Below are 20,317 nucleotides of genomic sequence, written 5' to 3' on the forward strand. Positions count from 1 at the left end.
ACCTGCAACTCTGCGGTTGCGCTTCCCGGGCTGTATGTGCAACATTGGTGTTGCACTTGGTTCGCACCCGGTGGACCGCCGCCGAGAGGACACCCCCGATGACCGCAGCCCCCGACCGCGCCGGCTCCCCGATACCGGCCCAGACGGAGCTCCTCGAGCTCGACGTCCCCGACACCATCGAGCAGTCCGTCCGGATCGCCGCGCCTGTCGAGCGCGTCTGGGCGCTGGTCAGCGAGCCCGGTTGGTTCGCCAATGTCGACGCCCTCACCGCGCACCGCCTGGAGCGCGACGGCGACCTGACGACGGTGCACGACCCCGTCCACGGCCCGTTCGTCTTCCGCACCATGGCGCTCGAGCCGCCGACGTACGCCGCCTTCCGGTGGCTGGCCGACGCCGCGGACCCCGGCGGCGCCTCCACCCTCGTCGAGTTCACCCTCACGCCGTACGACGGCGGAGTGGAGCTGCGGGTAGTCGAGAGCGGCTTCGCCACCCTGCCGGGAGACGCGCGCAAGCGCCGCGCGGTCTACGACGAGAACGTCGACGGCTGGGAGACCGAGCTCCGGCTCGCCCAGGAGCACCTCGAAGCCGGCGGGGGCGCACTCAGTGTCGGCTGAGTCAGCCACCTCTGCCACGCCGACCCGCACCCAGGTGCTGGCGGCACTGGCCGACGAGACCCGCTGGGAGATCCTCGCCCGCCTCGGGGCTGCACCCGCGTCCGCCTCCGCCCTCGCCGCCGAGCTCCCCGTGACCCGGCAGGCCATCGCCCGCCACCTCGGCGTGCTCGAGGCGGCGGGACTGGTGAGGTCCGAGCAGGTCGGCCGCGAGCTGCGCTTCCAGGCACTCGGCGCTGCTCTCAGCGCGGCGGCGCGCGACCTCGAGGCGATCGCCGCCGGCTGGGAGCGGCGGTTGGACCGGCTGCGGGAGCAGGCCGAGCAGGGCTGACAATCGGACATTTCGGACAAAACCCGTGTCCGTGGGTGTCGATCGGGTACCTCATCGGGTCCGACATCGTCGACCCGAGAGGACCCCGTGCTGACGTCCCGTCTTGCCCGTCGTTGTCTCGCCCCGCTGGTGCTCATGGCTGCCTCGCTGACGCCGACGATCGCGCAGGCCGACCTCACGCAGGCCCAGGCCGAGCGTCGTACCCTCGCCTGGCACAACCAGGCCCGCGCCAACGCCGACCTCGTACGGCTACGGCAGGCGCCGTGCCTGAAGCGAACCGCGCGCGTGCAGGCGCAGCGTCAGGCCAACCAGCAGCGGATGTTCCACCAGCCGCTGCGCCCGGTCCTGAAGCGGTGCAACCTCCGGATGGTCGGGGAGAACGTCGCGCAGGGCTACCGCATGCCCGCCGGCGTGCACCGGGCCTGGATGCGCAGCCCCGGCCACCGCGCCAACATCCTGGAGCCCAGCTACCGCATGGTCGGGGTCGCGCGGGCGCGTGCCCAGAACGGCGACCTCTACTGGGCGGTGGTGTTCGGCCACCGCTGAGCGCGGGACACCCCGTGACCCCGTGGCGGCGCGCCGCTACAGGCGCGCGGCCAGCAGCTCCGCGATCTGCACGGTGTTGAGCGCGGCACCCTTGCGCAGGTTGTCGTTGGAGATGAACAACGCCAGACCCCGCTGACCGTCGACGCCCTCGTCCTGGCGGATGCGGCCGACGTAGGACGGGTCGGTGCCGGCCGCCTGCAGCGGCGTCGGGATCTCGGCGAGCTCGACGCCGGGGGCGTCCTTGAGCAGCTCGACGGCCCGCTCGACCGGCAGCGCGGAGGCGAACTCCGCGTTGATCGCGAGCGAGTGGCCGGTGAAGACCGGGACGCGCACGCAGATGCCGGAGACGCGCAGCTCGGGGATGCCGAGGATCTTGCGCGACTCGTTGCGCAGCTTCTGCTCCTCGTCGGTCTCGTTGAGCCCGTCGTCGACCAGGCTGCCCGCGAACGGCACGACGTTGTAGGCGATGGGGCGCCGGTAGACACCCGGCTCGCCCAGGTCGACGGCCGTGCCGTCGTAGGCCAGCTCGGTGGCCTTCTCGCCTGCGGTCGCGACCTGACCCGACAGCTCGGACACGCCGGCGACGCCGGAGCCGGAGACGGCCTGGTAGGTCGAGGCGATCAGCCGCACGAGGCCCGCCTCGTCGTGCAGCGGCTTGAGCACCGGCATCGCGGCCATGGTGGTGCAGTTGGGGTTGGCGATGATGCGTTGCTTCTCGCCGGTGAACGCGAGGTCGATCGCGTCGGGGTTGACCTCGGAGACGACCAGCGGGATGTCGGGGTCCTTGCGGAAGGCGCTGGAGTTGTCGACCACGACGACACCGGCATCGGCGAAGCGCGCAGCCTGCGCCCGCGACGTGGTGGCACCGGCCGAGAACAGCGCGATGTCCAGCCCGCTGGGGTCGGCGGTCGCCGCGTCCTCCACCGTGACCTGACGGTCGCCGAACTCCAGCACGGTGCCGGCCGAGCGGGCCGAGGCGAAGAACCGGATCTCCTCGATCGGGAACTCGCGCTCGAGCAGGATCTGGCGCATCGCGACACCGACCTGGCCGGTGGCACCGACGATGCCGAGGCGCACGGGGCGTCGGGGCTTGCCCTGAGCTTGTCGAAGGGTCATCGGCCGGTCCCGCCGTACACGACTGCCTCGACGTCGTCGGCGTCGAGGTCGAACGCCTTGTGGGTGGCCGCGACGGCGTCGTCGACCTGGGCCTCGTCGACCACCACGGAGATGCGGATCTCGGAGGTGGAGATCATCGAGATGTTGACCCCGGCCTCGGCGAGGCTGGTGAAGAACTTCGCGGTCACGCCCGGGTGGGAGCGCATGCCGGCACCGATGAGCGAGACCTTGCCGATCTGGTCGTCGTACTGCAGCGACGAGAAGCCGACGGTGTCCTGGATCCGGGTCAGCGCCGCCATCGCGGCCTGGCCGTCGGCGTGCGGGACGGTGAAGGAGATGTCGGTGAGGTTCGTGTCGGCGGCGGAGATGTTCTGCACGATCATGTCGATGTTGATCTGGGCGTCCGCCAGAGCCTCGAAGATGCGCGCCGCCTCCCCGACCTTGTCGGGCACCCCGACCACGGTGATCTTGGCTTCGCTGCGGTCGTGTGCGACCCCGGCGATGATCGCTTGCTCCATCGTCTCGTCTCCGTCTCGCTGGTCGGTGATCCACGTGCCGTCCTTGAGGGAGAAGGACGAGCGGACGTGGATGGGCATGTCGTAGCGGCGGGCGTACTCGACGCACCGCAGGTGCAGGATCTTCGCGCCGCACGCGGCCATCTCCAGCATCTCCTCGTAGGAGATGCGGTCGCGCTTGCGGGCGGTCGGGACGATCCGGGGGTCGGCGGTGAAGACGCCGTCGACGTCGCTGTAGATCTCGCAGACGTCGGCCTTCAGCGCCGCGGCGAGGGCGACGGCGGTCGTGTCGGAGCCACCGCGGCCGAGCGTGGTGATGTCCTTGCTCGTCTGGCTGACACCCTGGAACCCGGCCACGATCGCGATCGCGCCCTCGTCGAGCGCGGTCTGGATCCGGCCCGGCGTGACGTCGATGATCTTGGCCTTGCCGTGGGCGGCGTCGGTGATGACGCCGGCCTGGCTGCCGGTGAACGAGCGCGCCTCGTGGCCGAGGTTGCCCACCGCCATGGCGAGCAGCGCCATCGAGATCCGCTCGCCGGCGGTCAGCAGCATGTCCATCTCCCGGCCCGGGGGGAGCGGCGAGACCTGCTCGGCGAGGTCGATCAGCTCATCGGTCGTGTCCCCCATCGCAGAGACGACCACGACGACCTGGTTGCCGGCCTTCTTGGCGTCGACGATCCGCTGCGCGACGCGCTTGACGCCCTCGGCGTCGGCGACCGACGAGCCGCCGTACTTCTGGACCACGACACCCACGGGTGCTCCTGACGTGCGAGAAAGGCTGCGAACGCCTGCGATTCTACGGGCGTACGTCGGGCGTGCCCGGAGCGCCGACGCGGGCTGGACACCCCCGCGTGGCACCGGTCACAACGGCGTCAGGACTCGAGCATCTGCTCGGCCGCCGCGACCTGCTCGGACTCGCCTTCGAGGTCGATGTCGAGCCGGTCGTGGGCGACCACCGACTGCAGCGCACGCAGCGCGCCGCTGGCCTCGCCGCCCCACGAGGAGACGTAGGAGAACTGCCACCACCACAGGGCCTCGCTGATGCGGCCGGCGCGGAAGTGACGCAGACCGTGGGCCAGGGCGGCGGCCACGCTGGAGAGGTCGTCGGAGAGCCGGGAGGAGACCAGCTCGGGCGGGTGGACGTAGGGGTCGAAGACCTCGGTGTAGTCGTCGACGCCGTCGAGCAGCGTGGCCAGGCGCAGCCGCATCTCGTCGAGATCGGGGTCGGGCCCGGCGTCGGGCTGGAACTGCTCGACCGGCTCGAAGTCGGTCTGCACCCCCAGCCGCGCGCCCGCCAGGAGGACCTGGCTGACCTCGAGGAGGAGCAGGCCGATCGCGCGACCGCCGGCCTCGCCGCGGGCGATCGCCTGCAGGGCGAGCAGGAAGCTCTCGACCTGGTCGGCGATCTGCTGGGCGAAATCCTCGACGTCGCTGGTGACGCCCGGCTCGGCGGGCGGGTGGACCTCGTCCGTCGCGGGCAGGTGCTCAGTCGTCGACACTGCGTCTCCCTTCGAAGGCCCGACCCAAGGTGACCTCGTCGGCGTACTCGAGGTCGCCACCTACGGGCAGTCCACTCGCCAACCGCGTCAAGCGCAAGCCCAGGTCCTTGAGGAGCCGCGTCAGGTAGGTCGCGGTCGCCTCGCCCTCGAGGTTGGGATCGGTGGCCAGGATGATCTCGGTGATCTGGCCGTCGGAGAGCCGCTGGAGCAGCTCCTTGATGCGCAGCTGGTCGGGTCCGATGCCCTCGATGGGGCTGATCGCGCCGCCGAGGACGTGGTAGCGGCCGCGGAACTCCCGCGTGCGCTCGACCGCGACGACGTCCTTGGACTCCTCGACCACGCACAGCACCGTCGGGTCGCGGCGCGGGTCGCGGCAGATCCGGCACTGCTCCTCCTCCGCAACGTTGCCGCAGACCACGCAGAAGCGGACCTTGTCCTTGACCTCGGTCAAGACCGAGGCGAGGCGGCGTACGTCGGCCGGATCGGCCTGCAGCACGTGGAAGGCGATGCGCTGGGCACTCTTGGGCCCGACGCCCGGGAGCCGACCGAGCTCGTCGATCAGGTCCTGGACGATCCCCTCATACACCCTGGCTACCGCCGGGTCGCTGCTCGTCGGCGTGCTCGTCGGCGGAGTCGGTCTCGGCGTCGTCGCGCGCCGGGAGGCTGAAACCGGCGGGGCGGGCGTCGCCACTCTGGCCGGCGTCACCGCCGCCGAAGAGTGCTCCGAGGTCACCGCCCCCGAGCGCGTCACCGAGGCCGGCGAGGGGGTTCATCGCCTGTTGGGCGATGGACTCCGCCTGGGTACGGGCGACGCGGTAGGCGGCGACGATCATGTCGCCGAGGTCGGCGAGGCTCTCCTCGTCGTGGGCATCGTGGTAGCCGGCGTCGATCTGGACGCCCGCGAGCTCGCCGGTGCCGGTGACCGTCACCGTGACCGAGCCGACCGTGCCCTCGACGCGCTCGTGCTCGAGCTGCTGCTGGGCCGACACCAGCTGCTCCTGCATGGCCTGGGCCTGCTGGAGGAGGCTGTTCATGTCGAAGCCGCCCTCACCGAAGGGGTTGGTCATCGCGGGTCTCCTGGACTGGTCGGGGGCGTGGTTGGGGTGTGGCCGGGGCGCTCAGTCATGCGGGATCTCCTCGATGACGACGGCGCCGAGGGTGCGCTGCAGGAGCTCGGCGCCGGCCAGCCCCTGGTCCTCGGCGTCGGGGTCGTCGGGGTGGACGTCGTCGTCGGAGGGCCCGGTGGGTCCCGCCTGACCGGTGGGACCGTTGCGGGTGGCTTGGATCGCCTCCCGGGCGCGGGCGACGGCCTCGGGGTCGGTCGGGCGGTTGAGCTGGACCTCCGGAGCCGGCGGCGCCGGGGTCGGTGTGCTCCCCTCGCCGGGTGTCGGGGCCGGAGGCGGCGCCGCGCTAACGGGGCCGCCACCCGCCGCGGGGGACGCGGCGGCGTCCGGCACGCCGGCCGGGGTGGTTGCCGGCGCGGACGGCGCGGCAGCAGGGGGGCCGGCGGTGGGGGGCGTGGCCGTCGCGGGCCGGGTGATGCGCGGCTCGCTCGCGGGATCGGCCCCGGGCTGCACGGCGGGGTCGACGATGGCGTCGACCCGCCACTCGCGCCCGATCACGTCGACCGCTGCCTGGCGCAGGATCTGCTCGCTGCCGCTGGACAGGAACGAGTCGCGCGCGCCGGCGTTGAGCAACGCGATGGTCAGCGTCTGCTCGTCGACGGCGACGACCTGGGCGTTCTGGCTGAGCAGGATCCAGGTGAAGCGCCGCTTGAGCTTCACCGCGTCGAGGATCGCCGGCCACAGCCGACGGACGTCGGCCAGCCCGAAGCCGGTCGTCACGGTCGCGCTGTCGTCGGCGGCCGGTGGGTCTGCCGGCGGGGTCGGCTCGGCAGGCGTCGCGGGCTGGGCAGCCGGCTCCGCGACGTGCTCCTGCGTCGCGGGCGCGGTGGGCGTCGCGGTCGGCTCGGGCCAGGCGGACGACTCGGCCGCGGCCGCCGGTGCGGCCGGCGGTGCAGCGGCCGGTGCGGCGGGGGGCGCCCCGGCCTGACGGGTGGGCGCGGGGGCAGGGGCGGGCGACGCTTCCTGCGTAGGCTCCGCGGCCGGGGTGACCGGCGTGGGAGCGGGGCGCGGTGCGACCGGGACCTCTGCGGCGTACGACGGTGGGGGCGTGGGCTGCGCGGCGGTCGGGGTGCCCTCGATGCTCATGCGCCGCTCGATGCGGTCGAGGCGCGCGAGGATCCCGTCGGTCGAGTCGTCGGCGCCGGGCAGCAGGACCCGGGCGCAGATGAGCTCGAGCAGCAGCCGCGGCGCGGTGGCCCCGCGCATCTCGGTGAGCCCGGTGGCGACCAGGTCGGCGGAGCGGCTGAGGTCGGCGCGGCCGAAGCGGGCGGCCTGGGCGACGAGCCGCTCGGCGGCGTCCTCCGGCACGTCGATGAGACCCGTGGCCGGGGCGTCGGGGACCGCGGCGATGATCACGAGATCGCGCAGGCGGCGCAGCAGGTCCTCGGTGAAGCGGCGGGGATCCTGGCCGGTCTCGATCACCTTGTCGACGACCGCGAAGACCGAGGCGCCGTCACCGGCGGCGAAGGCGTCGACGACCTCGTCGAGCAGGCTGTCGGGGGTGTAGCCGAGCAACGCGGTCGCCAGGTCGTAGGTGACCCCCTCGGGGCCCGCACCGCCCATCAGCTGGTCGAGCACGGAGAGGGTGTCGCGCGCCGAGCCCCCGCCGGCGCGGACGACCAGCGGCAGCGCGGCCGGCTCGATGGCGACCTGCTCGGCGGCACACAGCTCGGAGAGGTAGGCCGAGAGGGTCCGCGGCGCGATCAGCCGGAACGGGTAGTGGTGGGTGCGCGAGCGGATCGTGCCGATGACCTTCTCGGGCTCGGTCGTGGCGAAGATGAACTTGAGGTGCTCCGGGGGCTCCTCGACGAGCTTGAGCAGGGCGTTGAAGCCCTGCGTCGTGACCATGTGGGCCTCGTCGATGATGTAGACCTTGTAGCGGCTCGACACCGGCGCGAAGAACGCCCGCTCGCGCAGGTCGCGGGCGTCGTCGACACCACCGTGGCTGGCGGCGTCGATCTCGATGACGTCGATCGAGCCGGGCCCGCCGCGCGCGAGGTCCTGGCAAGAGCGGCACTGGCCGCACGGCTCCGGCGTCGGACCCTGCTCGCAGTTGAGCGCGCGCGCCAGGATCCGCGCGCTGGTGGTCTTGCCACACCCACGCGGGCCGGAGAAGAGATAAGCGTGGTTGACGCGGTTGTTCGCCAGCGCAGCACGCAGCGGCCCGGTGACGTGATCTTGACCGATGACCTCGGCGAACGTCTCGGGCCGGTAGCGGCGGTAGAGGGCGAGGGGGGCGTCCACACGTGAACAGTAACCAGGACCGCCGACAACGGGGCACCCCGCCGTACGCCGGTCCAGAAGAGCGGTGAGAGCGACCCCACGGCGGGGTAAGGACGGGCATGACCGCTGACGCGCTCGAGCCCCACGCCCTGGTCCGCCTGCTCGGCAAGCCGACCGCGGAGTTCACCGTCACAGACCTCGAGCACGCGGTGGAGGAGCTCGGGTTGCGCCAGGTCAACTTGCGCTACGTCGGTGGCGACGGGCGGCTCAAGACCATCGCCTTCCCGATCAACTCGCGCGCGCACCTGCGCGAGGTGCTGACGTACGGCGAGCGGGTCGACGGCTCGAGCGTGTTCCCCGGCACGGGGACCGAGGACAGTGACGTGTACGTCGTACCCCGTCATCGCACCGCGTTCGTGAACCCGTTCGGCGAGCGACGGTCCCTGGACGTGCTGTGCGCGTTCTACGGCGCCGACGGCGAGCCGCTGCCGCACGCCCGCGAGCAGATCGTCCGCACTGCCGCTGAGGTGCTGCACGAGCAGACCGGCATGACGCTGGAGGTGTTCGGCGAGCTGGAGTATTACCTCGTCGAGGATCTCGACGAGCGCTTCGCCGTGGAGGAGGAGCGCGGCTACCAGGAGTCCGCGCCGTTCTCGAAGGGCCAACAACTGCGCGAGGAGGTGCTCGGCCACCTGTCGTCGATGGGGCTGGCGCTGAAGTACGCCCACGGCGAGGTCGGCAACATCCGCGAGGACGACCGGCAGCTGGTGCAGCACGAGATCGAGTTCTGGCCGGTCCCGGTCGAGGAGGCCGCGGACGCGCTGGTGATCGCCAAGTGGGTCGTCCGGGAGGTCGCCGACCGCCACGGAGTGGAGGTGACGTTCGCACCGACGGTGAGTTCCAGCGGGGCGGGCAGCGGGCTGCACGTCCACGCCCGGCTGGTCCGGGACGGGGTCAACGCCCTCGTCGACGACGAGGGCGAGCTGACCGACACCGGGCGACGGCTGATCGCGGGCCTGCTCGAGGCGGCGCCTGCCCTGACCGCGTTCGGCAACACCGTGCCCACGTCCTACCTCCGGTTCGCCGAGGGCTCCGAGTCACCCGAGGGCGTGTCCTGGGCCGCGACCGACCGCACCGGGCTGGTGCGGGTGCCGTTGGCGTGGGGTGGCGGGGTCCTGCCGCGGATGGTCGCCCACGCCAATCCCCACCACGCCGAGCCCGTGCCCGTGCCCGACGTCGGCCCGCAGACGGTCGAGCTGCGCCTGGCGGACGGCTCCGCCGACGTACACCTGCTGCTGGCCGGGATGGCGGTCGCGGCCCGCCACGGCCTCACCGACCCCGACAGCCTCGAGCGGGCTGCGCGGTGGAACGCCGACGACCACGACGACTTCGCGCAGCTGCCGTCATCCAGCGCGGCGTCGGCCGACGCCCTCGACGAGGCGCGGGACATGTTCGAGGCCGACGGGGTCTTCCCGGGCGAGCTCATCGACGCCGTGCTCGAGGACCTGCGCGCCAACACCGACGGCACCCTGGCGAAGAAGGCCGCCAAGAGCGACAGCGCCCGTGCCGAGCTGATCCGGAAGTACTGGCACGTGGGCTGACGCGGGCATAAGAAGGCCCCCCGCGCACCCGACAGAGCTCACTTACCCTTGCTGTCTTCCGACCCTGGGGGAGTTGGGCGAGATGCCGCCGCACGGGGGGTTGCCCCGAGTCTAGGCAGCGGGTCCAGCGGTTGTCGAAGCGGGGCGTACGGCGCGCGCATGCGGCCCGCGGGGGGCCGAAACCCGCACCAGATTTCTCGGGCACGACGGCCACCGGTAACCTCTGCGGCGGAGGTATCGCCTAGTGGCCTATGGCGCTCGCTTGGAAAGCGGGTTGGGTTAACGCCCTCGGGGGTTCGAATCCCCCTACCTCCGCCGAGTCGAGGCCGGTCGCGATCCGCGGCCGGCCTCGTCGCACGTCCGGGCTCGCTCAGCCGCGCGCGGCGGCGCGCTCGCGGCGGCGACCCACCTCGTACGAGGTGGTCGCGACGAGGAGCAGCAGGGTCAGCGGCAGGGCGAACCACAGCAGCGTCCCGCTCAGCACCGGCAGCGCGTCATGGCCGGTGGCGTCGAGGAGGACGTAGCCGACGTACGCCGCGAAGTAGGCCACCAGCAGCACGCCCTCCCACCGGGCGACCTCGAAGCCGGTGAAGACCAGGGGCAGCAGGACGACCGCGACAAGCACCATCACGGGGAGGTCGAAGTTCACGGCGGCCGGGTCGACGGGCACCCGCGACGGCGCGATGATCGCGGTCAGCCCCATCACGGCGCCGATGTTGAAGATGCCGCTGCCGACGACGTTGCCGATCGCGATCTCGCGCTCGCCGCGGATGGCGGCGATGACGGAGGTCGCGAGCTCGGGCAGCGAGGTGCCGATCGCCACGACCGTCAATCCGACCACCAGGTCGCTGAGCCCGAAGGCCGTCGCGACCTCGCGGGCGGCGGCGACGACGAGCTCGGCCCCGCCGAGCAACGCGGCGATGCCGAGGGCGATGACCAGCACGGCCATGGGCACACCGAGGCGGGGCTCGGCGGGGACGACGTCGGATCCCGCCACCGCGTCGGGGCCGACGGCCGGTGCGCGGGTCTGGCGCCGACTGGACCACACCGACCACGCGGTGTGGAGGACGAGGACAGCGAGGAGGAGCATTCCGTCGACGGTGCTGATCGAGCCGTCGAGGGCGAGCACGAGGAACAACACCGACATCGCGACGAGCACGGGGACGTCGATGCGGATCAGCGACGAGGTCGCCGCCACCGGCAGGATCACGGCCGCGAGGCCGAGCACCAGCAGGACGTTGACGATGTTGCTGCCGACCACGTTGCCGACCGCCAGGCCGGGCGCGTCCCGCAGCGCCGCGCCGACCGAGACCGCTAGCTCCGGGGCCGACGTGGCGAAGGCGACGATCGTCAGGCCGACGACGAGCGGCGAGAGCCCGAGGCGTACGCCCAACGCGCTGCCGCCCCGCACCAACAGCTCGCCGCCGACGACCAGGAGCACGAGTCCGGCGACGCCACCGGCCAGAAGGATGACGCTCATGGGCCAAAGCGTAGGGAAACCCACCTGACGCGCCGCTCCCCCGGGCCTAGCCTCGCGCCCATGTCGTCCTCGAGCCCGGCCGGGCCGACCCGGTACGCCCACCTGGCATTCAACGCCCCGATGTCCACGGCGCGGGCCGACGCGCTGGTCTCGCGGCTGGCGGCCACGCGGCCGACGCGGGTGGTCGACATCGGCTGCGGGTGGGCCGAGCTGCTGATCCGGCTCGCGGCACGGGCGCCGGGGGTCGAGGCCGTCGGCCTGGACTCCGACGGCGCGCTGCTCGCCCGCGGACGGGCGGCCGCGGCGGAGCGGGGCGTCGCCGTACGGCTGGTGGAGGGGCCGGCCGACGACCTCGTCGCGTCACTGGAGCCTGCCGACGTGGTGCTGTGCATCGGGTCGAGCCACGCGCTCGGCGCCGACCTCCCCGCGGCCCTCGCGGCGCTGTGGGAGCTGGTGCGGCCGGATGGACGGGTGGTGCTCGGCGAGGGGTTCTGGGAGCCGACCGGACCGGTCGACGAGACGCTGGTGTGGGACGACGTCCGGCAGCTGCCGGACCTCGCAGGGCTGGTGGATCGCGGCGTCGCGGCGGGGTTCGTCCCGCTGTGGGTCGAGCGGGCCAACGCCGACGAGTGGGACACCTTCGAGTCGGGCTACCTCGCCGACGTGGGCGAGTGGTTGGTCGCGGGTGCACCGGGGGCTGAGCCGGACGAGGTGGCCGAGCGCCGACGGGCGTACGACGAGCACCGCGAGCGATGGCTGCGCGGGTATCGGCACGGCCTGGGCTTCGCCTACGTCACCCTCGGACGGCCGGTCGGCAGCTGAGGCGGCGGCGACATGTTCGCCGGTCTGCGCTCACTCGAGGCACCCTCGTCGACCGAAACAGCCCGCGGGAGGGGTCCATTTCGGTCGACGAGCGGGCGTTTCGGTACTCGGGCGGTGAATCAGCCCGTCACCCCACCCGCCAGCCGCCGTCGGGGAGGTCGAGGGCGGGCTGGGGGCCCCAGGAGCCGCGGGGGTAGGGATGGACGTTGGGGCGATCGTCGAGGACCGGCTGGCAGACCTCCCACAGCCGCTCGATCTCGTCGGAGCGGGCGAACAGCGTGTGGTCGCCGCGCAGGACGTCGAGCAGCAGCCGCTCGTAGGCCTCCAGCCCCTCGGCCTCGGGGACCTCCTCGGCCAGGTCGAGGCGCATGGTCGCGGTGGCGAGCGCCATGTCGGGGCCGGGGCGCTTGCCGCGCAGCTCGAGCTCGATGAGCGGCTCGTCGGCCAGGTCGAGCACGAGGTCGTTGGGGCAGGGCCGGTCCTCGGGGGCGAACATCGGCGACTCGGGCTCACGGAACCGCACCGTGATCTGCCGGTGTGTGGCGGCCATCGCCTTGCCGGTGCGCAGATAGAACGGCACGCCGCGCCAGCGGTCGTTGTCGACGAACGCCTCCAGCGCGACGAAGGTCTCGACCTCCGAGTCGTCGTCGACCCCGTCCTCGTCGCGGTAGCCGACGTACTGCCCCAGCACCACCCGGCCCGGGTCGATCGGGCGCAGGTCGTCATAGACCGCGGCGCGCGCGTCCCGGATCGCCTCCTCGGAGAACGCGCCCGGATCCTCGAGCGCGACGTGCCCGAGCAGCTGGAGCAGGTGCGTGGAGACCATGTCGCGCAGGGCGCCGGTGGACTCGTAGAAGGACCCGCGCCCCTCGATCCCGATCTCCTCCGGGACGTCGATCTCGACCCGTTCGACGTGGTGGCGTCCCCAGGCGGGCTCGAAGAACCCGTTGGCGAAGCGCAGCGCGAGGATGTTCTGCACGGCCTCCTTGCCCAGGAAGTGGTCGATGCGGAAGACCTGGTCCTCCTCGACAACCTCGCGCACGGTCGCGTCGAGCTCCCGGCTGGACTCCAGATCGAGCCCGAACGGCTTCTCGACCACGAGCCGGGCCCGCTCGGCGAGGCCCTCGCGGCCGATCATCTCCACCATCGACCGCAGGGCCGACGGGGGCACGGAGAGGTAGAGCAGGCGGCGTACGTCGTCGCCCAGCTCCTGCTCCGCGCTGCGCACCGCCGCGGCCAGGTCGGACCCGTCGTCGGCCTGGGAGGCGCAGAAGCCGATCCGTCCCAGCAGTTCCTCGAGCACGTCTCGGTCCAGGTCGTCGACGGTCTCCTCGAGCCCGGCACGCACCTGGTCCCGGAACTCCGCGTCGGTGCCGGGCGAGTTGCGCCCGCTGCCGATCACGGCGTACGCCGCGGGCAACCGCCCGGCCGCGGCCAGCCGGTAGAGGCCCGGGAAGAGCTTGCGAGCAGCGAGGTCGCCGGTGGCGCCGAAGACGACGAGGACGTGGGGAGCCAGCGGCTCGGCCGATGCGGTGGTCACTCCCCAGGGTGTTCCCTCCTGCTCCCAGCCCACACGCACAAGGCTCCTACGCACGGGGGCCCACACGCACCGAGGCCCCCGGGTGCGGGTGCACGCGGGGGCCTCGGCCGGGAAGTCAGCGGGTCACTGGGTGACCTTCACCGTGATCCACGACGAGTGGACGTAGTCACCGAACGACGCGTTCGGCGTGTAGAACGCCTTGAACTTGTAGGTGCCGGGCTTCTTCTCCTGCACCTTCGAGGCGAACCGGTTGCCGAAGTCGTACTTGCCCTTGCTGGCGCTGGTCATCGTGACATACCACTTCGACGAGCTGCCGCCCTTGTTGCGGCCGCCCTGGTAGATGTCGACCCAGCCGACGTTGGCCTTCTTGCCCTTGTACTTCACCGTGCCGAACAGCGTCGGCAGCTCGGAGTAGCTCATCGACTTCGAGATCGTGAACTTCGTCTGGTTGACCGTGAGCGCGGAGTTGTAGACCGCGACGCGGGTCTTGGCGATCTTGTTGCCGAACTTGGCCCGGACGAGGTACTTGCCCGGCTTGAGCGACGACGGCAGGCGGTAGACGGCCTTGCCCTTCTTGAGCCGGACGACCTTCATCCGCTTCTTCTTGACGAAGAAGGCGACCTTGCCCTTGGCGGCCTTGCCGTTGTTGCGGACGACGGCGGTGACCTTCACGCCGGGCGCACCGTGGTGCGACCCCTTGGCCGAGCGCTTCAGGCCGATCTTGACCGCCGCGGCCTCGAACGTCGCGCTCGCGCCGGTGTCCGCAGCGCCGGCGGCACCCGCGGCGACGACGGAGGTCGGCACCACCAGCGCCACCGCGGTGACCGCGGCTGTGGTGATCTTTGACAGGACCCGCATGCTGACTCCTCATGAGTACATGGGGTGCGGTCGCGTCGTCGTCGCGCGTCTGGCGCCCGAGCGGCGGCACGACCGGAAATCCCCCGATTTGGTGTGTGCAGGACCCAACCTATCCCCTTCCGTCGGTCGGGATAATCGCGACATGCCTGCTTCCCGCGTCCTGCCCACCGAGGAATCCGCCGAGCTGCTGCGTCTGGTGCGCCAGATCGTGCGCGAGCAGCTCGCACCGCGCGCCGCCGAGGCGGAGGAGCACGCGGCGTTCCCGCGCGACGTCTTCGCCCTCCTCGGCGAGGCTGACCTGCTCGGGCTGCCCTACCCCGAGGCCCAAGGCGGCGGCGGCCAGCCCTACGAGGTCTACCTGCAGGTGTTGGAGGAGATCGGCAGCGCCTGGTCGAGCGTCGGTGTGGGTACGTCGGTGCACGCGCTGTCGTGCTTCGCCCTGGCCAACTACGGCACCCCGGAGCAGCAGGAGCGATGGCTGCCGGAGATGCTCGGCGGCTCGGTGCTCGGCGCCTACTGCCTCTCGGAGGCGCACGCCGGCTCCGACCCGGCGGCGATGCGCACCAAGGCGGTGCGCGAGGGCGACGACTACGTGCTCACCGGCGCGAAGGCGTGGGTGACCCACGGCGGCGAGGCTGACTTCTACACGGTGATGGCGCGGACGTCCGACCCCGCGACGAGCTCAGAGACCAAGGGCGGCGGCATCTCCTGCTTCCTCGTGCCGGCCGACGCCGAGGGGCTCTCGGCCGACCCCGCCGAGCGGAAGATGGGGCTGATGGGCTCGACCACCGCGACGATGCGTTTCGACGGCGTCCGCGTGCCGGTCGAGCGCCGCATCGGCGAGGAGGGGCAGGGCCTGCGCATCGCGCTGGCGGCGCTGGACTCCGGGCGGCTCGGCATCGCGGCCGTCGCCACCGGCCTGGCCCAGGGCGCGATCGACGCGGCGCTGGCCTATGCCCAGGAGCGCGAGGCGTTCGGCAAGCGGATCATCGACCACCAGGGGCTGGGCTTCGTGCTCGCCGACGCCGAAGCCGCCGTGCAGACGGCGCGCGCCATGACCCTGCACGCGGCGCGGCTCAAGGACGCCGGCCTGCCGTTCAGCCGGGAGGCGTCCATCGCCAAGCTGGTCGCGACCGACAACGCCATGAAGGTGACCACCGACGCCGTCCAGGTGCTCGGCGGCTACGGCTACACCCGCGACTTCCCGGTCGAGCGCTACATGCGCGAGGCGAAGGTGATGCAGATCTTCGAGGGCACCAACCAGATCCAGCGGATGATCATCGCGCGCTCCCTCGACAAGGGCGCCGACGCGACGATCCGGTCGCTCTGAGGTCTCGACCCTTCGACTCCGCTCAGGACACCGCTTCGCTCGACCGCCAGAAAAGCGCTCGACCGGCGGAGGGGTCAGCGGCAGTCGGCGCAGGTGCCGGTCAGCTCGAGGGTGTGGATGACGTCGGCGTAGCCGTGCTCGCGGGCGACGGCGTCGGCCCACTTCTCGAACGCCGGACCGTCGACCTCGACGGTGGCACCGCAGGAGCGGCAGATCAGGTGATGGTGATGGTGCGCGGTCTCGCACCGGCGGTAGCGGGCCTCGCCGCCCTCGGCGCGGACCACGTCGACCTCCCCCGCGTCGGCCATCGCCTGCAACGCGCGATAGACGGTGGCCAGGCCGACCGTCTCACCGGCGTCGCGCAGCAGCTGGTGGATGTCCTGGGCGCTGCGGAACTCGTCGGTGGTCGCGAGCACACCCGCGACCGCCCGGCGCTGGCGCGTGTCGCGCGGCGCGGCGTCGACCCGACTGACGGCCACCGATCCCTCCTGTGCTCCATGGTGCGAACCCACCCCGGCTGCAGATGACGGTGGGTCCGGGCGAACGTGCCGCCCGGACCCACTCTGCCAGAGTGCCGGCACCGCCGGCCCCCGCTCGTTCTGTCGCGTCAGTTGCCGGCGACGGTGCGCTTGAGCGCGGTGGCCGCCTTGAACCCGGGGGTGTAGGTCTCGGCGATCTGGATCTCCTCGCCGGTCTGCGGGTTGCGGCCGGTGCGGGCAGCGCGGTGGCGACGCTCGAAGGTGCCGAAGCCGGCGACGGTCACGGCGTCGTCAGCAGCCACGCGCTCCGCGATGGTGTTGAAGACGGTCTCGACGACCGCGGTGGCGGTGCTGTTGTCGAGGTCGTGCGCGTCGGCGACGGCGGCGGCGAGTTCGCGCTTGTTCATCCAGTGCCTCCTGGGCTGTGGTGCAAGAAAGGTCGTTCAGGACCCGCCCACACTAGAGGCAGCGAGGCCAGAACCCGATATCGGCTGGTCGGGACGACGTCGATGCGGTCGTCGGCGAAGCGCCCGACGCTCTCCATCAGCACCGTCATCCGCCGGCCCAACTCGGCGTCGTCGCCGCCGCTGCCATAGAACGCGTGCAGGTCGGTCATGCCCTCCTCGCGGAAGGTCTCCTCGACGATCGCGGCTAGCTCCGGGGTGGTCGCCTCGAGCCCCGAGACGACCCGGTTCTGCACGTAGCCACTCGTGTCCTGGGTCTCCAGCGCGACCGCGGTGTGGTCGCCCAGCCAGCGCTGGACGAACGCGTCGTCGTCGATGTCGGGACGGCGGCGGATCAGGGCGACGTTGACGAGGCCGGGATCGCGCTCCCCTGCGCGGCCGGCCACCGGCGCGAGCGGCACCACCGTCTCGACCCGCCAGCCCTCCACCCGGGGCGCGCGCCTCCTCAGCACCGCAAGAGCGTCCGCACCGACATCGGAGGTCGCACCCTCGACCAGGTCGGCGAAGACGAACGCACTCGGCGGCGTCTCGAACGTGCTCAGGCGCAGCTGTGCCGCCGCGACGTGATCGTCGTCGAGGTTGACGCAGATCCCGCTCAACCGCAGGGCTTTGAGTGCCTCGGCGGCGTCCGTGCGGAGCCAGTCGGCGTACGACGTCTCGGCGGGCCAGAGCGCGAAGGCCAACCGCGGGGTGCCGCCCACTCAGATCGCCGCGCGGCCGTCGTACGCCGTCCCGAGCTTGAGCTTCCAGCTGGGGATGTCCTTGGTCGAGTAGCTGAGCTCGAAGGTGCGCCGATAGCCGGTGTGGGCGATGCGCCACCCGTCGGAGGTGCGCACGTAGCGGTCGTCATAGAAGGCCGCGCCCTCGAGCACGTAGTCGAAGGCGGGCACGAGCACGCGGTCCTCGAGGTACCACGTCGCGCCGGCCCGGTCGGGGTCGCCGTCGAGGTGCAGGGTGATCTCGGGGTGGTGCACCTGGTGCAGGGAGATCAGGCCCGGGCCCATGTTGTCGCGCATGAAGGTGACGATGCCGTCGCGGTCGGTGAAGTCGAGCCCCCCGGCGTACGCCCCGGTCGCGTCGGGGACGAAGCAGGCGGCGAAGCCGTCCCAGTCCTTCGTGTCGAGGCAGCGCAGGTAGCGGTACTTCAGCTCGCAGATCGCGCGCCGGTCGGCTTCCTCGGCCAGCAGCCGGGCGACGTCGGACTGGTCGGTCATGGGCACTCCTCCGCACCGAACGCGGAACTAGAACGCGTTCTCGTTGGCCGGACGCTAGGGGGCGCCCGCGCGGCCGGTCAAGGGTGCGGCCCGCTGGCCAGGAAGGGGCCGAGAGTGTGGCCACTATGCTCGGGCAGCGTGATCTTCAAGCGCGTCGGCGACGGCCGGCCCTACCCCGACCACGGGCTCACGCCCCGGGAGTGGGCCGAGGTGCCGCCGCGCGCCGTGCGCCTCGACGAGCTCGTCACCACCAAGGACACGCTGCAGCTCGCCGCGCTGCTCGACGAGGACTCCACCTTCTTCGGCGACCTCTTCGCCCACGTCGTGCAGTGGCGTGACGACCTCTACCTCGAGGACGGGCTCCACCGCGCGCTGCGCGCCGCCCTGCAGCAGCGCACCGTCCTGCACGCCCGCGTCCACGTCGTGGAGGGCTGAGGCGTGCACCGGCGCACCGCCGTCTCGGCGACCACCCTGACCGTGCTCTCGCTGATCCTCGTGCTCGCGGCGGTGTGGGGTTGGAACGCGCTCTTCCCCGACCCGGCCGACGACGGCCCGGCCAACCCCGCCTTCGTCGCCCCCACCTGCACGCCGAGCACGGTCGAGGGTCGCCGCGTCCGCACCCGCGACATCACGGTGAGCGTCTACAACGCCGGCAACCGGTCCGGCCAGGCCGGCCGCGTCCTGACGGCACTGGAGAGCCGCGGGTTCCGCCCCGGCGCGCTCGGCAACGCCCCCGAGGGGACCGACGTCGCACGCGCCCAGGTGTGGGCGGCGAGCGAGGAGGACCCGGCCGCGCAGCTGCTCGCGCGCCACCTGGGACGACGTACGCCGATCGTGGTCCGTGACGGTATTGGCCCCGGGTTGACGGTGATGGTCGGCAACAACTGGAACCAGCTGGCGCGCGCCCCGCGTGCCATCAAGGTCGAGCCCGACGAGGAGACCTGCGCCTGACGCGGCGCACCCGGCTGCCCGACCCGCGAAACGAGAACTTGTTCTAGTTCCGCTCCCAGCCGTACCCTCCGCGCATGCCTGAGACCTCTGTCACGTCCGGTGCGGACACCGCCTCCGGGTGTGCGATCCCCGAGACCGTCCCGCTGTCCGCCGTGGAGTCGTTCACCGATGAGGTGGACGTGCTCGTCGTCGGCTTCGGCATCGCCGGTGGGTGTGCAGCGGTCCAGGCGGCCTCGGACGGGGCGAACGTGCTCGTCCTCGAGCGTGCGGCGGTCGCGGGCGGCACCACCTCGATGGCGGGCGGGCACTTCTACCTCGGCGGGGGTACGCCGGTGCAGGTCGCGACGGGCCACGAGGACTCGCCGGAGGAGATGGCGAAGTACCTCACCGCGGTGTCGCGGGACCCCGAGCCCGACAAGATCCGCGCCTACTGCCAGGACTCGGTGGAGCACTTCGGGTGGTTGGAGGCGCTCGGCTTCGCGTTCGAGCGCAGCTACTACCCCGAGAAGGCGGTCATCCAGCCCGGCACCGAAGGGTTGATGTTCACCGGCAACGAGAAGGTCTGGCCGTTCCGTGAGCAGGCTGTGCCGGCACCGCGCGGCCACAAGGTGCCCGTGCCCGGCGACACCGAGGGCGCGGCCATGGTCATCGACCTGCTGGTCAAGCGGTGCGGCGACCTGGGCGCGGAGATCCGCTACGAGACCGGTGCGGTCGCCCTGGTCGTCGACGACTCCCCCGACGGCGACGGGGCGGTGGTCGGCGTGCGCTGGAAGCGCTTCAAGGAGACCGGCTACATCCGGGCCGGCGCCGTGGTGCTCGCTGCCGGCGGGTTCGTGATGAACCCCGACATGGTCGCCGCGCACACGCCCCAGCTGGCCGAGAAGCCGTTCACGCTGGGCTCGACGTACGACGACGGCCTCGGCATCCGGATGGGCCGCTCGGTGGGCGGTGCCACCAAGCACATGGACCAGGCGTTCGTGACGGTCGCGTTCTATCCGCCCAGCTCGTTGCTCAAGGGCATCATCGTCAACAAGCGTGGCGAGCGGTTCGTGGCCGAGGACTCCTACCACTCGCGCACGTCCGGCTTCGTGCTCGACCAGCCGGACGCCGCGGCGTACCTCATCGTGGACTCCGAGCACATCGAGCACCCGAAGTTCCCGCTCACCCCGTTCATCGACGGCTGGGAGTCGGTGGCCGAGATGGAGGCGGGCCTCGAGCTGCCCGAGGGCTCCCTGCAGCGCACGCTGGAGCGCTACAACGAGCACGCGGCCCGCGGCGAGGACCCCGACTTCCACAAGCACCCCGACTGGCTGGCACCGCAGGACGCCGGGCCGTGGGGCGCCTTCGACCTGTCGCTGGGCAAGGCGTTCTACGCCGGCTTCACGATCGGTGGGCTGGCGGTCACCGTCGACGGGCAGGTGCGGCGTGAGGACGACTCGCTGGTGCCGGGCCTGTACGCCGCGGGGTCGTGCGCGTCCAACCTCGCCCAGGACGCCCAGGGCTACGCGTCGGGCACCCAGCTCGGCGAGGGCTCGTACTTCGGCCGTCGTGCCGGCGCTGCCGCGGCGGCTCGTCGTACGCGCTGACGACGCCCTGACCGGCACCGCCAGGGC

General features: G+C 72.0%; 22 protein-coding genes, 1 tRNA gene and 1 other RNA gene. 10 read left to right on the forward strand and 14 right to left on the reverse strand.

All coding sequences use genetic code 11. The features are described 5' to 3' along the window. Positions 1-98 precede the first annotated feature (98 nt). From J2S59_RS03965 to J2S59_RS03975, 3 genes are all read left to right on the forward strand, one after another. Positions 99-614, forward strand: coding sequence for an SRPBCC domain-containing protein (locus J2S59_RS03965; RefSeq protein ID WP_181641584.1), 516 nt, complete (start codon positions 99-101; stop codon positions 612-614). Continuing rightward, positions 604-942 carry an ArsR/SmtB family transcription factor gene (locus J2S59_RS03970; protein WP_306824831.1) on the forward strand — a complete coding sequence of 113 codons (339 nt, stop codon included), beginning with the start codon at positions 604-606 and terminating at the stop codon, positions 940-942. The genes J2S59_RS03965 and J2S59_RS03970 overlap by 11 nt, the downstream gene beginning before the upstream one ends. 87 nt (positions 943-1,029) lie before the next feature. After that, on the forward strand, positions 1,030-1,488 hold the full coding sequence (locus J2S59_RS03975) for a CAP domain-containing protein (RefSeq protein WP_220138479.1): 459 nt from the start codon (positions 1,030-1,032) through the stop codon (positions 1,486-1,488). A 36-nt stretch (positions 1,489-1,524) separates the two neighbouring features. Here J2S59_RS03975 and J2S59_RS03980 read toward each other — a convergent pair whose 3' ends face one another. The 6 genes from J2S59_RS03980 to J2S59_RS04005 form a co-directional block, all read right to left on the reverse strand. Beyond that, on the reverse strand, positions 1,525-2,604 hold the full coding sequence (locus J2S59_RS03980; RefSeq protein WP_306824832.1) for an aspartate-semialdehyde dehydrogenase: 1,080 nt from the start codon (positions 2,602-2,604) through the stop codon (positions 1,525-1,527). Further along, positions 2,601-3,872, reverse strand: coding sequence for an aspartate kinase (locus J2S59_RS03985; RefSeq protein ID WP_306824833.1), 1,272 nt, complete (start codon positions 3,870-3,872; stop codon positions 2,601-2,603). The genes J2S59_RS03980 and J2S59_RS03985 overlap by 4 nt, the downstream gene beginning before the upstream one ends. A 119-nt stretch (positions 3,873-3,991) precedes the next feature. Continuing rightward, positions 3,992-4,618, reverse strand: coding sequence for a DUF5063 domain-containing protein (locus J2S59_RS03990; RefSeq protein ID WP_246360593.1), 627 nt, complete (start codon positions 4,616-4,618; stop codon positions 3,992-3,994). Next, positions 4,605-5,204, reverse strand: a complete 600-nt coding sequence (recR, locus tag J2S59_RS03995; RefSeq protein WP_068124434.1) for a recombination mediator RecR — start codon at positions 5,202-5,204, stop codon at positions 4,605-4,607. Before recR ends, J2S59_RS03990 begins: the two co-directional genes overlap by 14 nt. Next, a complete protein-coding gene (locus J2S59_RS04000; protein ID WP_181642562.1) occupies positions 5,197-5,685 on the reverse strand; it encodes a YbaB/EbfC family nucleoid-associated protein in 489 nt (162 codons plus the stop codon). Before J2S59_RS04000 ends, recR begins: the two co-directional genes overlap by 8 nt. Before the next feature lie 51 nt (positions 5,686-5,736). Continuing rightward, on the reverse strand, positions 5,737-7,986 hold the full coding sequence (locus J2S59_RS04005) for a DNA polymerase III subunit gamma and tau (RefSeq protein ID WP_306824834.1): 2,250 nt from the start codon (positions 7,984-7,986) through the stop codon (positions 5,737-5,739). Between the two features lie 98 nt (positions 7,987-8,084). On the opposite strand from J2S59_RS04005, the gene J2S59_RS04010 reads away from it, so the two are divergent. Continuing rightward, positions 8,085-9,566, forward strand: coding sequence for a glutamine synthetase beta-grasp domain-containing protein (locus J2S59_RS04010; RefSeq protein WP_306824835.1), 1,482 nt, complete (start codon positions 8,085-8,087; stop codon positions 9,564-9,566). Positions 9,567-9,574: 8 nt separating this feature from the next. Here the strand turns inward: J2S59_RS04010 and ffs are convergent. Next, an RNA gene (ffs, locus tag J2S59_RS04015) (signal recognition particle sRNA small type) lies at positions 9,575-9,671 on the reverse strand. A gap of 125 nt (positions 9,672-9,796) precedes the next feature. Here ffs and J2S59_RS04020 point away from each other — a divergent pair. Continuing rightward, positions 9,797-9,881: transfer RNA gene (locus tag J2S59_RS04020), tRNA-Ser, on the forward strand. A 55-nt stretch (positions 9,882-9,936) separates the two neighbouring features. Here J2S59_RS04020 and J2S59_RS04025 read toward each other — a convergent pair. After that, positions 9,937-11,046, reverse strand: coding sequence for a calcium/sodium antiporter (locus J2S59_RS04025; RefSeq protein ID WP_306824836.1), 1,110 nt, complete (start codon positions 11,044-11,046; stop codon positions 9,937-9,939). Between the two features lie 60 nt (positions 11,047-11,106). Here J2S59_RS04025 and J2S59_RS04030 point away from each other — a divergent pair, with 60 nt between their 5' ends. After that, positions 11,107-11,868 carry an SAM-dependent methyltransferase gene (locus J2S59_RS04030; RefSeq protein ID WP_068120761.1) on the forward strand — a complete coding sequence of 254 codons (762 nt, stop codon included), beginning with the start codon at positions 11,107-11,109 and terminating at the stop codon, positions 11,866-11,868. A gap of 127 nt (positions 11,869-11,995) precedes the next feature. Here J2S59_RS04030 and zwf read toward each other — a convergent pair whose 3' ends face one another. After that, on the reverse strand, positions 11,996-13,408 hold the full coding sequence (gene zwf / locus J2S59_RS04035) for a glucose-6-phosphate dehydrogenase (protein ID WP_068120759.1): 1,413 nt from the start codon (positions 13,406-13,408) through the stop codon (positions 11,996-11,998). 123 nt (positions 13,409-13,531) lie between these two features. Then, the gene (locus tag J2S59_RS04040; protein ID WP_068120757.1) at positions 13,532-14,266 is read right to left on the reverse strand and encodes a hypothetical protein; all 735 of its coding nucleotides are present in this window, start codon (positions 14,264-14,266) and stop codon (positions 13,532-13,534) included. Between the two features lie 142 nt (positions 14,267-14,408). On the opposite strand from J2S59_RS04040, the gene J2S59_RS04045 reads away from it, so the two are divergent. Beyond that, on the forward strand, positions 14,409-15,596 hold the full coding sequence (locus tag J2S59_RS04045) for an acyl-CoA dehydrogenase family protein (RefSeq protein ID WP_068120755.1): 1,188 nt from the start codon (positions 14,409-14,411) through the stop codon (positions 15,594-15,596). 74 nt (positions 15,597-15,670) lie between these two features. Here J2S59_RS04045 and J2S59_RS04050 read toward each other — a convergent pair whose 3' ends face one another. The 4 genes from J2S59_RS04050 to J2S59_RS04065 form a co-directional block, all read right to left on the reverse strand. Then, positions 15,671-16,075 carry a Fur family transcriptional regulator gene (locus J2S59_RS04050; RefSeq protein ID WP_068120753.1) on the reverse strand — a complete coding sequence of 135 codons (405 nt, stop codon included), beginning with the start codon at positions 16,073-16,075 and terminating at the stop codon, positions 15,671-15,673. A gap of 128 nt (positions 16,076-16,203) precedes the next feature. Further along, positions 16,204-16,482, reverse strand: coding sequence for an HU family DNA-binding protein (locus J2S59_RS04055; RefSeq protein WP_068120751.1), 279 nt, complete (start codon positions 16,480-16,482; stop codon positions 16,204-16,206). Further along, positions 16,479-17,240, reverse strand: coding sequence for an EthD domain-containing protein (locus J2S59_RS04060; RefSeq protein ID WP_068120749.1), 762 nt, complete (start codon positions 17,238-17,240; stop codon positions 16,479-16,481). Before J2S59_RS04060 ends, J2S59_RS04055 begins: the two co-directional genes overlap by 4 nt. After that, positions 17,241-17,753, reverse strand: a complete 513-nt coding sequence (locus J2S59_RS04065) for a nuclear transport factor 2 family protein (protein ID WP_068120746.1) — start codon at positions 17,751-17,753, stop codon at positions 17,241-17,243. Between the two features lie 138 nt (positions 17,754-17,891). On the opposite strand from J2S59_RS04065, the gene J2S59_RS04070 reads away from it, so the two are divergent. The 3 genes from J2S59_RS04070 (at position 17,892) to J2S59_RS04080 (ending at position 20,290) form a co-directional block, all read left to right on the forward strand. After that, positions 17,892-18,188, forward strand: coding sequence for a type II toxin-antitoxin system VapB family antitoxin (locus J2S59_RS04070; RefSeq protein ID WP_068120744.1), 297 nt, complete (start codon positions 17,892-17,894; stop codon positions 18,186-18,188). Between the two features lie 3 nt (positions 18,189-18,191). Continuing rightward, positions 18,192-18,704: a LytR C-terminal domain-containing protein gene (locus J2S59_RS04075; protein WP_068120742.1), complete on the forward strand. Its 513-nt coding sequence runs from the start codon at positions 18,192-18,194 to the stop codon at positions 18,702-18,704. A 74-nt stretch (positions 18,705-18,778) separates the two neighbouring features. Next, positions 18,779-20,290 (forward strand): FAD-binding protein, encoded by a 1,512-nt coding sequence (locus J2S59_RS04080; protein ID WP_068120740.1) that lies wholly within the window; start codon positions 18,779-18,781, stop codon positions 20,288-20,290. Positions 20,291-20,317: the final 27 nt, after the last annotated feature.

Origin of the sequence: Nocardioides massiliensis (genome assembly GCF_030811215.1) — a bacterium.
Lineage (GTDB): Bacteria > Actinomycetota > Actinomycetes > Propionibacteriales > Nocardioidaceae > Nocardioides_A > Nocardioides_A massiliensis.